General features: G+C 47.1%; 9 protein-coding genes. All 9 read left to right on the top strand.

What is annotated here, in order from left to right:
• A partial coding sequence (locus tag MSA64_RS12050; RefSeq protein WP_287891283.1) for an iron hydrogenase small subunit occupies window positions 1-105 on the top strand: 105 nt, incomplete at its 5' end.
• Window positions 106-270: 165 nt separating this feature from the next.
• The gene (locus MSA64_RS08255) at window positions 271-1,791 is read left to right on the top strand and encodes a 4Fe-4S dicluster domain-containing protein (RefSeq protein ID WP_287891281.1); all 1,521 of its coding nucleotides are present in this window, start codon (window positions 271-273) and stop codon (window positions 1,789-1,791) included.
• A 97-nt stretch (window positions 1,792-1,888) separates the two neighbouring features.
• On the top strand, window positions 1,889-2,128 hold the full coding sequence (locus tag MSA64_RS08250; RefSeq protein WP_022171339.1) for a TM1266 family iron-only hydrogenase system putative regulator: 240 nt from the start codon (window positions 1,889-1,891) through the stop codon (window positions 2,126-2,128).
• Window positions 2,129-2,137: 9 nt separating this feature from the next.
• Entirely contained in the window at window positions 2,138-3,184 is a 1,047-nt protein-coding gene (gene hydE / locus MSA64_RS08245) for a [FeFe] hydrogenase H-cluster radical SAM maturase HydE (protein WP_154431082.1), read from the top strand.
• Between the two features lie 111 nt (window positions 3,185-3,295).
• Window positions 3,296-4,717, top strand: coding sequence for a [FeFe] hydrogenase H-cluster radical SAM maturase HydG (gene hydG / locus MSA64_RS08240; RefSeq protein WP_154431083.1), 1,422 nt, complete (start codon window positions 3,296-3,298; stop codon window positions 4,715-4,717).
• A 211-nt stretch (window positions 4,718-4,928) separates the two neighbouring features.
• Entirely contained in the window at window positions 4,929-6,131 is a 1,203-nt protein-coding gene (gene hydF / locus MSA64_RS08235; protein WP_277663344.1) for a [FeFe] hydrogenase H-cluster maturation GTPase HydF, read from the top strand.
• Between the two features lie 594 nt (window positions 6,132-6,725).
• Complete coding sequence (gene rfbF / locus MSA64_RS08230) at window positions 6,726-7,502, top strand: glucose-1-phosphate cytidylyltransferase (protein ID WP_287891280.1); 777 nt, start codon at window positions 6,726-6,728, stop codon at window positions 7,500-7,502.
• Window positions 7,484-8,572: a CDP-glucose 4,6-dehydratase gene (rfbG, locus tag MSA64_RS08225; protein ID WP_442945317.1), complete on the top strand. Its 1,089-nt coding sequence runs from the start codon at window positions 7,484-7,486 to the stop codon at window positions 8,570-8,572. The genes rfbF and rfbG overlap by 19 nt, the downstream gene beginning before the upstream one ends.
• A gap of 31 nt (window positions 8,573-8,603) precedes the next feature.
• Window positions 8,604-10,583, top strand: coding sequence for a hypothetical protein (locus tag MSA64_RS08220; protein WP_287891279.1), 1,980 nt, complete (start codon window positions 8,604-8,606; stop codon window positions 10,581-10,583).
• Window positions 10,584-10,832: the final 249 nt, after the last annotated feature.

Raw genomic sequence — 10,832 nt, 5'->3', positions numbered from 1 at the left:
ACGATCATCAAGAAATCCGATGAGAACCCGCTGGTTCAGGAACTGTACGCCGGATTATTAAAAGGCAAAGAACATGAACTGTTACATAACGAAAGTTATGAATAAACTGGTATCATAATATTATAGGAAAACTCCTGGAACTATTCCGTATTTGCATAGGTAGATGTAGGCGGAACTATTGAATTCTGACAGGGTGGATGCTATCATTTTTAAGAGTACTATCAAAAAGAAAACCTATGAAAAATGTATAACGGAAGATCAGGAGGAAAAATGAGAGGACTGTATTCATCCAAGACAGAAATCAGACACAAAATATTTACGGAGATTGCCCGTATGGCATACGAAGAGCAATCTCCGGAGGAGGTACTGGAAGAACTTCCATATAAGATCATCCCGGGAGAGGTTGCAACTTACAGAGACAGTATTTTTCTGGAGCGGGCAGTCGTTGGTGAGCGTCTGCGTGTGGCAATGGGAATGTCGCTGAGAAAAATCACAGAGCATGCGCCAATCTCCAAAGGTGTGGAACCCAGTATTATAGAAGAAAAATATTACGAACCGCCGCTTATCAATGTGATCAAATTCGCCTGCAATGCCTGTCCGGAGAAGAGAGTCATGACAACAGAAGGATGTCAGGGCTGTCTGGAACATCCATGCGTGGAGGTCTGTCCGAAGAAGGCTGTCCATATGGAAGGTGGAAGATCTCATATTGATGAGTCTTCATGTATCAAATGTGGAAAGTGCGTGGAAGCCTGTCCGTATAATGCGATCATCAAACAGGAGCGTCCATGTACAAAAGCATGCGGAATGAATGCGATTGGTTCCGATGAATATGGAAGAGCGGAGATCGATCAGGAGAAATGTGTATCCTGCGGTCAGTGTCTGGTAAGCTGTCCGTTCAGTGCCATTGTGGATAAGGGGCAGATTTTTCAGACGATCAAGGCGATAAAGAGCGAGACACCGGTTTATGCGATTCTTGCGCCGGCGATCGCAGGTCAGTTCCAGAATATGAAAAATACAAAGATCCGTGGCGCTTTTCAGGCACTGGGATTTACCGATGTGAGAGAAGTTGCGATCGGAGCGGATCTGTGTACGGTGGAAGAAGCAAAGGATTTTCTGGAAGAAGTTCCGGAAAAACTGCCGTTCATGGCAACATCCTGTTGCCCGTCCTGGTCTATGATGGCGAAAAAACTGTTCCCGGAACAGGCAAAATGCATTTCCATGGCGCTGACGCCGATGGTTCTGACTGCGCGACTGATCAAACAGAAAGAACCGGACTGCAAGATCGTCTTTGTTGGTCCGTGTGCAGCGAAAAAACTGGAGGCAAGCCGGAAGAGTATCCGCAGTTATGTGGATTTTGTACTGACATTTGAGGAAGTTGCCGGAATGTTTGATGCGAAAGGTGTGGACTGGAAGGATATTCCGGAAGGCGAACCTTTATTCCGTGCAAGTGCAGATGGACGCGGTTTTGCAGTCAGCGGAGGGGTTGCACAGGCTGTCGTACATGCGGTAAAACGGATCGATCCGGAACGGGAAGTCAAAGTGGTCAATGCAGAAGGTCTGCAGAACTGCAAGAAGATGCTCCAGATGGCGAAAGCCGGTAAGTACAATGGCTATCTGCTGGAAGGAATGGCATGTCCTGGAGGATGTGTGGCCGGAGCAGGTACGCTGCAGGTGGTAAAGAAAGCAGTAGCAGCGCTGGAAAAGATGAAAGGTGAAGCGTCCTTTACAGAATCTTCCGACTCCAAATATCAGTCAAGACTGGAGAGTCTGGAAAAGTTTGATGTGGAATAACATACAGATACTACAGCTACAGAGAGCAGAATTTTCTGCTCTCTGTATTGAAAAGAAGCAGGCACAGAAAGTGCAGATATAAGGGAGTGAGTGGAACATGAACAGAATTGCCGTGATTGGAATTATCGTGGAAGAACCACAGGAAGTCGAGAAACTCAACCAGCTGCTTCATGAATATGGAAGTTATATTATAGGAAGAATGGGGATTCCCTACCGGGAGAGAAAGATCCATGTGATCAGCATCGCGATGGATGCGCCACAGGATACGATCAATGCCCTGACCGGCAAGATCGGAAGACTGGAAGGAATCTCGGCAAAAGCAGTTTACTCGAAATAGGAGACATGCATGAACAGAGACATACTGAGTAAGATCGAACAAGAGCAGATGATCAGCCGTGAGGAGCTGGAAGAACTGCTGACGACAACCGATCAGGAACTGATCGAGGAACTGTACCGGCGGGCGAGAGCGACAGCCGGGAAATATTATGGAAAAGAGATCTACCTGAGGGGGCTGATCGAATTTACCAATTATTGCAAAAATAACTGTTATTACTGTGGGATCCGCTGTGGCAATGAAAAAGCGGAGAGATATCGGCTGACCATGGATCAGATCCTCTCGTGCTGTGAAAGCGGATGGGAACTGGGTTTTCGGACCTTTGTACTCCAGGGAGGAGAAGATCCTTATTATACCGATGAGCGGATCTGTACGATCACAAAAGAAATCAAGAAACGATATCCGGACTGTGCGGTGACGTTATCGATCGGAGAGAAAGAACGGGCAAGCTATCAGGCGTATTTTGACGCGGGGGCTGACCGGTATCTGCTTCGGCATGAGACGGCAGATGAAGTGCATTATCAGAAACTTCATCCGTCACAGATGTCACTGGCACACAGAAAAGAGTGTCTGAGGGAACTGAAGGAGATCGGATATCAGACAGGGTGTGGCTTTATGGTAGGATCGCCGGGACAGACGCTGGATACCTTATATGAGGATCTGGTGTTTATCAAAGAACTCCAACCGGAGATGGTGGGAATCGGACCGTTTATTCCCCATCAGGATACCCCATTTGCAGAAGAAAAGGCAGGAACGCTGGAAGATACCTTACGGCTTCTGGCAATCATCCGGCTGATTCATCCGATGGTACTGTTGCCATCCACCACTGCACTCGGAACGATCCATCCGATGGGAAGAGAAAAGGGTATTCTGGCAGGAGCCAACGTGGTGATGCCAAACCTGTCACCGATTCAGGTGAGGGACAAATACCAGCTGTATGACAATAAAATCTGTACGGGCGAAGAAGCGGCAGAGTGCCGCGGCTGTCTGGAACGGCGCATAGCTGCGATTGGTTATCAGTGTGTGACAGATCGCGGAGACAGTGCAATGTGCCGATGAAAAACAAGAAAGAAATACTAATTGGGAAGATTGCGGAAATCTGTCTGCGGGATCCGAATGGAATCACAGAAGACCCGGCAGCCTGACCAAAAAGAAAGGAAGAGAGACGTTATGTATAATCCGAAATCGTTAAAAGCCGAGGAATTTATCTCAGATGAAGAGATCAGAGAGACCCTGGCTTATGCAGATGCAAATAAAGATAATATAGAACTGATTGACCAGATCCTTGCGAAAGCAAAGGAATGCAAAGGACTGACACACAGAGAGGCTTCTGTGTTGCTGGCCTGTGAGATGCCGGACAAGATTCAGGAAATGTATGAACTTGCGGCAGAGATTAAAAAAGAATTTTACGGAAACCGGATCGTGCTTTTTGCACCGTTGTATCTGTCCAATTACTGTATCAACGGCTGTGTATACTGTCCGTATCATAAAAAGAATACACATATCGCCCGGAAAAAACTGACCCAGGAAGAGATTGTAAAAGAAGTGACAGCTCTGCAGGATATGGGACATAAACGACTGGCGATCGAGGCAGGAGAAGATCCGGAAAACAATCCAATCGAATATATTCTGGAATCTATCAAAACGATTTACAGTATCAAACATAAAAACGGAGCCATCCGCCGTGTGAACGTAAATATTGCGGCGACCACCGTGGAAAATTATCGAAAATTAAAAGAAGCCGGAATCGGAACTTATATTCTGTTCCAGGAAACATATCACAAAAAGAGCTACGAAGAACTGCATCCGAAGGGACCGAAACACAACTATGCATATCATACCGAAGCCATGGACCGTGCGATGGAAGGTGGTATCGATGATGTGGGTCTTGGTGTGCTGTTTGGACTGGAGCTTTATCGTTATGAATTTGCGGGGCTTTTGATGCACGCAGAACATCTGGAAGCTGTACACGGTGTGGGACCGCATACGATCAGTGTACCACGTATCAAACATGCGGACGATATCGATCCAACGGTATTTGATAACAGTATCAGTGATGACATTTTTGCAAAAATCTGCGCGCTGATCCGTATCGCAGTGCCGTATACCGGTATGATCATCTCTACCAGAGAGAGTCAGGCAGTTCGTGAAAAAGTACTTCCGTTGGGTGTCTCTCAGATCAGTGGTGCGTCAAAGACGAGTGTTGGTGGATACGATACACCGGAGACGGAAGATGAAGTGACTTCCGCACAGTTTGATGTCAGTGACCAGAGGACATTGGATGAGATCGTACGGTGGTTAATGGAGATGGGAGATATCCCGAGTTTCTGTACTGCCTGCTACCGCGCCGGAAGAACCGGCGACCGTTTTATGTCCCTGTGCAAGAGCAAACAGATCCTCAACTGTTGTCATCCGAATGCACTGATGACATTGATGGAGTATCTCCAGGATTATGCTTCACCAAAGACAAAAGAAATCGGTATGAAACTGATCGAAAAAGAACTGGACAATATCCCGAGTGAGAAAGTCCGCAGAATCGCAGAAGAACACCTGCGGGATATCGAAAACGGACAGAGAGATTTCCGGTTCTAAAAAGAAAAAATGGCTGTCACAGCCGGGGAATATGACACAGCAGACAACAACTGCAAAGGCGCAGGGTTTGTTTGCTGTGTCTGTTATGTTATGGAGACAATGAGCCAAAGACCATAATGGAAGAACAGAAATAATCATAATGAAATTAGTTTACATAAAGTGAAAAATAAATATCGAAGTGACAAAAAAAGAAACAAAAGGAGGAACACAGATGGGTACAACATTACAGGAAACGCCTTCCGGCAACCGGCTTCATATAGGTATATTTGGAAAAACAAACAGCGGAAAGTCTGCCTTTATCAATGCATTTTCCGGACAGTCTGTCTCCATCGTGGCAGACGTAAAGGGAACCACCACCGATCCGGTCTACAAGGCGATGGAGATCGCACCGCTTGGTCCGTGCGTGTTGATCGATACGGCGGGATTTGACGATGAGGGAGAACTGGGAGCCATGCGGATGGAAAAGACGGCGCTGGCTGCACAGAAAACGGAACTGGCACTGATAGTATTTGCATCCGAAGACATGGAAAAGGAACTGGAGTGGTTTCGGTATTTTCAGGAAAAAAAGACACCGGTGATTCCGGTGGTAAGTAAAAGCGATCTTCGTTCAGATGAAGAAAATCAGGAATTTGCAGAAAAACTCAGAGAACAGACGAAAGAGAAAGTCTGCATCGTGAGCGCAAAAACCGGTGCGGGAATCGCAGAACTGAAAGAGTGGATGATCCGTATGGTTCCTGAAGGCTTCGGCGGCCGGACGATCACCGGGGATCTGATATCCGAGGGAGAGGTTGTCCTCCTGGTAATGCCCCAGGACATCCAGGCACCCAAAGGTCGCCTGATCCTCCCACAGGTACAGACGATGCGGGAACTGCTGGATAAAAAATGTATTGTTTTAAGTACCACCACCGACAAACTGGTGGAAGCCCTGGATCAGCTGAAAAATCCCCCAAAACTGATCATCACCGATTCTCAGGTCTTCGACTACGTCTATGATCACAAACCTACAGAAAGCCTGCTCACCTCTTTCTCTGTCCTCTTCGCCGACTACAAAGGCGACCTGGACTACTACAAAGAGGGAGCCAAAAAACTGATGAACCTCTCCTCCGATTCCCGGGTCCTGATCGCCGAATGCTGCACCCATGCCCCACTGAAAGAAGACATCGGCAGAGAAAAGATCCCGCGGATGCTGAAGAAAAAATACGGCGAAACCCTGAAAGTAACTGTCGTAAGCGGCACCGACTACCCCAAAGACCTGACCCCATATGATCTGATCATCCAGTGCGGCGCCTGCATGTTCAACCGCAAATACGTCCTCCACCGCATCCAACAGGCAAAAGACCAGGGCGTGGCAATGACCAACTATGGCGTAGCCATCGCTCAATTAAAAGGTATCTTGGACAAAATTGTCTGCTAAAGTAAAAACAAAAATACTTTTACAAGTCGATCACTGAAAATTTATCTTTCGATGGTCGATTTGTTTATTTGAGGGTAACTATTCAGTAGCCATTGTCCCGCGAGGTGTTTTGACATGAATATGTCAAAATCCCGAGACATACAAGTCAAAATGCCATCACCGAAGGTGATTTTTTATGCATTTTGGCTCGTAACTGTGAAGGTACTGAACAGTTACATTTGAGGAAAGAAATTTTATTATTATATTACCATGTAGCGTACCTTTTCGTGTTTCAATACACAGCTCGAAGAAGCCGGATGACAGGACAGTCAGAAAGGCGAGCAACACTTTGTGGGCGGTTAGAGGCGATTTTGAGATCCGACACCTACGTAGACTTTCGCGAGTGTCAGCTGACACTCGTGAATATTAGTCGGAGTTGGTGGCTAGCTCAAAACGCCTCTGTCCACGTTGCCGCCTTCTGACTGTCCTGCCATCCGGCTTCTCCGGGCGTCCGGATGCATTTCCCTCCTACTTGTAAATAAGCCCCCTTTTTGATACAATAAATAAAATAAGGCTTTTTATGCCCTTCAATCGGAACAAACAAGGAGAAAAAACATGAAAGTAGTAATACTTGCAGGTGGTTTCGGCACCCGCATCAGCGAAGAAAGTGTACTGAAACCAAAGCCCATGGTAGAAATCGGCGACAAACCGATTCTCTGGCATATCATGAAACTTTATTCCTATTATGGATACAACGAATTCGTGATCTGCTGTGGATACAAACAACATATGATCAAAGAATGGTTTGCAGACTATTATCTGCACAGCTGCGACGTGACATTTGATTTTACCCGGGAAAATAAAATGACTGTGCACAACAACATCTCCGAACCATGGAAAGTAACCCTGGTAGATACCGGATTAAACACAATGACCGGCGGAAGAATCAAACGGGTCAGAGAACACCTGAACGGAGAATCATTCTTCCTGACCTATGGGGACGGTGTGGCAGATATCAACATTGCTGAACTGTTAAAATTCCATCAGGAAGGCGGGCGCATGGCAACATTGACTTCCGTACAGCCAATGGGACGATTCGGCGCGCTGGATCTGCGGGAAGATGGAGAAATCACAAACTTCAAAGAGAAAAGACAGGAAGACAGTGGATGGATCAATGCCGGATTTATGGTACTGGAACCGGAGATCCTGGATCTGATCGAAGGAGACGCGACTGTATTTGAGAAATATCCTCTGGAAGAGGCAGCCAGAAGAGGACAGCTGGATGCATATCGGCATAATGGGTTCTGGCAGTGCATGGATACAATGAATGAGAAGAAGAGACTGGAAGAAATGTGGAGAAGTGGAAATGCTCCATGGAAAGTGTGGGAGTAAGAGACATGAATAACCTGGTATTTTTTAAAGGAAAAAAAGTATTTCTCACCGGACATACCGGATTCAAGGGATCCTGGCTTTCCCGGATCCTGATTCTTTCGGGAGCCGAGGTGACCGGATATGCGCTGGAAGCACCGGTGGAGGCGAAACTTTTTGATACCTTACATCTGGGAAAAAATATGCACTCCGTGATCGGAGATATCCGCGACCGGGAAAAACTGATCCGTACCATGCAGGAAGCACAGCCGGAGATCGTGTTTCATCTGGCAGCGCAGCCGATCGTGCGGGAATCGTATAAAGATCCGGTGGGAACGTATGAGACAAATGTAATGGGAACAGTAAATATTCTGGAAGCGGTGCGCCAGACAAAAAGTGTAAAATCGTTCCTGAATGTGACAACGGATAAAGTCTATAAAAACAACGAGTGGGAGTGGGGCTATCGGGAAATCGATGAGTTGGATGGGTACGATCCCTATTCCAACAGCAAGTCCTGTTCCGAACTGGTGACCCACAGCTATGAAAAATCCTTCTTAAAAGAAGCCGGTGTGGCGGTGTCCACGGCGAGAGCGGGCAATGTGATCGGCGGCGGCGATTTCGCTCCGGACCGGATCATCCCGGACTGCGTGCGGGCAGTCGCAAAAGGGGAAAAAATAGCGGTACGGAATCCACATTCCACAAGACCGTACCAGCATGTGCTGGAACCGCTTGGTGCGTATCTGATGATCGCGCAGGCACAGTATGAAAATCCGGCGTGTGTCGGTTCCTATAACGTTGGGCCGGGAGATGAGGACTGTATCACCACCGGTCAGCTGGCAGATCTGTTCTGTAACTCCTGGGGAGGGGAGGCAGCGTGGGAAAATCTGTATCAGGGAGGGCCGCACGAGGCGAATTTCCTGAAACTGGACTGCTCGAAGATCCGTACGGCATTTGGCTGGAAACCGCACTGGCAGGTGGCGCAGGCAGTGAAAGAGACAGCCGTGTGGTATCAGGCATGGCTTGAGGGAAAAGATATGGAAGCATTCACGGATGAACAGATCCGAAAATATTTTACTTTACAGGAAAGAAAATAGAAAAGGATAAATGTGAAAAAGGAAGAAAAATATGAATAATAATCGAGAGATTCTGTGCGGGGCGGCAGCTTTGCTGGTGTCAGCAGGATTCTTTGGAGCATCTTTTCTGATACCGGAACTGTCGGATCACATCAACCGACTGGGCAATGGAAATCTGCTTGTTTATGCTGCCATGTTATTGATATTCTGCCTGGTATTTCTGGGGGGCATGCTTCTGACAGAACGGTGGGAGACAGGCACATGGCTAAGCAGAAAAAATAAAAAAGTCAATGAACTGGTATTTGCAGTATTGATTTTATCGCAGATGATCTTTTACGCCATCGGAGTATCCATGGAAACCGGTCAGGTAGGAAGCGTATCGGAAAAATATGGCTGGCACACACAACCGTTGCCACTGATGAGTCTGCTGTTTCTGGCAGAACTGGTTGTATTTTTCCGGGTGTATGCAAACATACAGATCAGAGAAGAAAAGAATGACTGGATGGTATGGCTTATATATGCAGTTTTGACGATTCTGATATTTTATTGCATGGATACGCCGAATATTTTCGGGCGCTCGGAGGCGGGGGATCATTTTCACGCTCACGCGTATTATAACTCTGTATACAATGTATATCAGGGCTTGCCTTATACAGATACAATGACGAGTATCTATGGGCATTATGGGCTGTTATTTAAGATACCGATGAAACTGGTGGGCGGAGATTTCCGGATGTTCGTGCTGATGATCGCGGCACTTGGAACACTGGCACACGTCTGTGCATTTCTGGTGCTGGAACTGACGGTGGAAAGCCGGATCCTCCGGGCACTTGGCGCAGTTGCTGCGGCATTTCCGGTACTCGGGATGCGGGGCGGTTATTACTGGCAGGTATGGCCGCATCGGATGATCTTTCCGATGATCCTTCTGTTGTATGCGGCGATTTTAATGAAAAAACAGTGGTGGAATAGGTGGACCGGTCTGGCCGGATATCTGATCTGTCTGCTGGCGATCCTCTGGAACACGGAAACCGGCGTGATTCTCGCCGTGGCATGGATGGCACTTTATATTTCACGGTGTCTTGCCGGGGGAGAATGGAGAATCGGGCGTCTGGCACGAACCGTACCGGTACACGCAGTCTGTGTGACGGCATCATTTTTCGGAGCCTATGGACTCGTGAATCTCTATAATCTGTCCAAACACAGTCCGGCCAATACACTGGGCGAATTCCTGATTCCGTTATTGTCGGATTCTTATATGGTGGACATCCTGCATCTGGATCTGCCGATGTATCCGAGTGCCTATATGGGTGTGATCGTCCTGTTTCTGATCGGGACAGTAATGGGAATCAGTACCTGGTTTTATCCGAAACAGAAAAATGAAGGACAGGTGCAGCTGCTGTTTTTCCTGAGTATCAGTGCACTGGGAAGAATGACGTATTATGTCAATCGACCATCCTATCATAATCTCGACTGCGTCAGCCTGTCGGCAGTGATCCTGCTGGCATATCTGGGGCAGAGGGGAATGACATTTGTTAAGGAAAGAAAATGGAAACATTGGGAAGAGATGGATCTGGCGGGAGTCGTGAACGGTACACTGGGACTTGCCTGTACAGCCGCAGTGCTTGCCATGAGTACAGGAACGGTGCTGCAGTTTTCCCAGAACAGTAAGATCAAAGAAAATTATCATAATGTGGGCGAACTGGAGGCATTTGTACAGGAAATTGCAGAAGTGGTTCCGGAAAACACGCATGGTTTCGGGTTAAATGTGGCAGAAATCTACAGTCTGCTTCACTGGAATACCCAGTGCTTTACCATGGATTTCAGCGATATGGCGGTGATTCCGGAATCCTTACAGGAGTTACAGGAACAGCTGACAGAGGCGGATGCACCGTATGTATTTACCAGTCGGTCGTCACTGCCTATCTGGGAGAGGAATGATCCGGAGACTTACCAGTGGTTTAGTGAAACGTATGAGCTGGATCAGACCTTCCCGTACTATGAGGAAGAATTTCAGTTTTACCGGAAGAAATAAAAAGGAAACGAAGTAACTATTCAGCAGCCATTATCCCGCGAGGTGTTTTGGCATATTTATGCCAAAATCCCGAGACATACAAGCAAAAATGCCATCACCGAAGGTGATTTTAAATGCATTTTTGCTCGTAACTGTGAAGGTACTGAATAGTTACGAAACGAATATAAAAAAGGAGCAGAAAACATGTTTGAAGAAATGACAGAACAGCAGGCGAGAGAACAGATTCTGGAGATGACAAAGGAATACTGC

It is taken from the genome of Oliverpabstia sp., from assembly GCF_022785585.1.
In the GTDB taxonomy this organism is placed as follows: domain Bacteria; phylum Bacillota; class Clostridia; order Lachnospirales; family Lachnospiraceae; genus Oliverpabstia; species Oliverpabstia intestinalis.
This window is presented reverse-complemented; position numbering and strand designations above follow the sequence as displayed.

Excerpts from the sequence above, each read along its gene's own strand:
- MSA64_RS08255 (WP_287891281.1), top strand. The coding sequence starts at position 271 with ATGAGAGGACTGTATTCATCCAAGACAGAAATCAGACACAAAATATTT.
- MSA64_RS08250 (WP_022171339.1), top strand. The coding sequence starts at position 1,889 with ATGAACAGAATTGCCGTGATTGGAATTATCGTGGAAGAACCACAGGAA.
- hydE (WP_154431082.1), top strand. The coding sequence starts at position 2,138 with ATGAACAGAGACATACTGAGTAAGATCGAACAAGAGCAGATGATCAGC.
- hydG (WP_154431083.1), top strand. The coding sequence starts at position 3,296 with ATGTATAATCCGAAATCGTTAAAAGCCGAGGAATTTATCTCAGATGAA.
- hydF (WP_277663344.1), top strand. The coding sequence starts at position 4,929 with ATGGGTACAACATTACAGGAAACGCCTTCCGGCAACCGGCTTCATATA.
- rfbF (WP_287891280.1), top strand. The coding sequence starts at position 6,726 with ATGAAAGTAGTAATACTTGCAGGTGGTTTCGGCACCCGCATCAGCGAA.
- rfbG (WP_442945317.1), top strand. The coding sequence starts at position 7,484 with ATGGAAAGTGTGGGAGTAAGAGACATGAATAACCTGGTATTTTTTAAA.
- MSA64_RS08220 (WP_287891279.1), top strand. The coding sequence starts at position 8,604 with ATGAATAATAATCGAGAGATTCTGTGCGGGGCGGCAGCTTTGCTGGTG.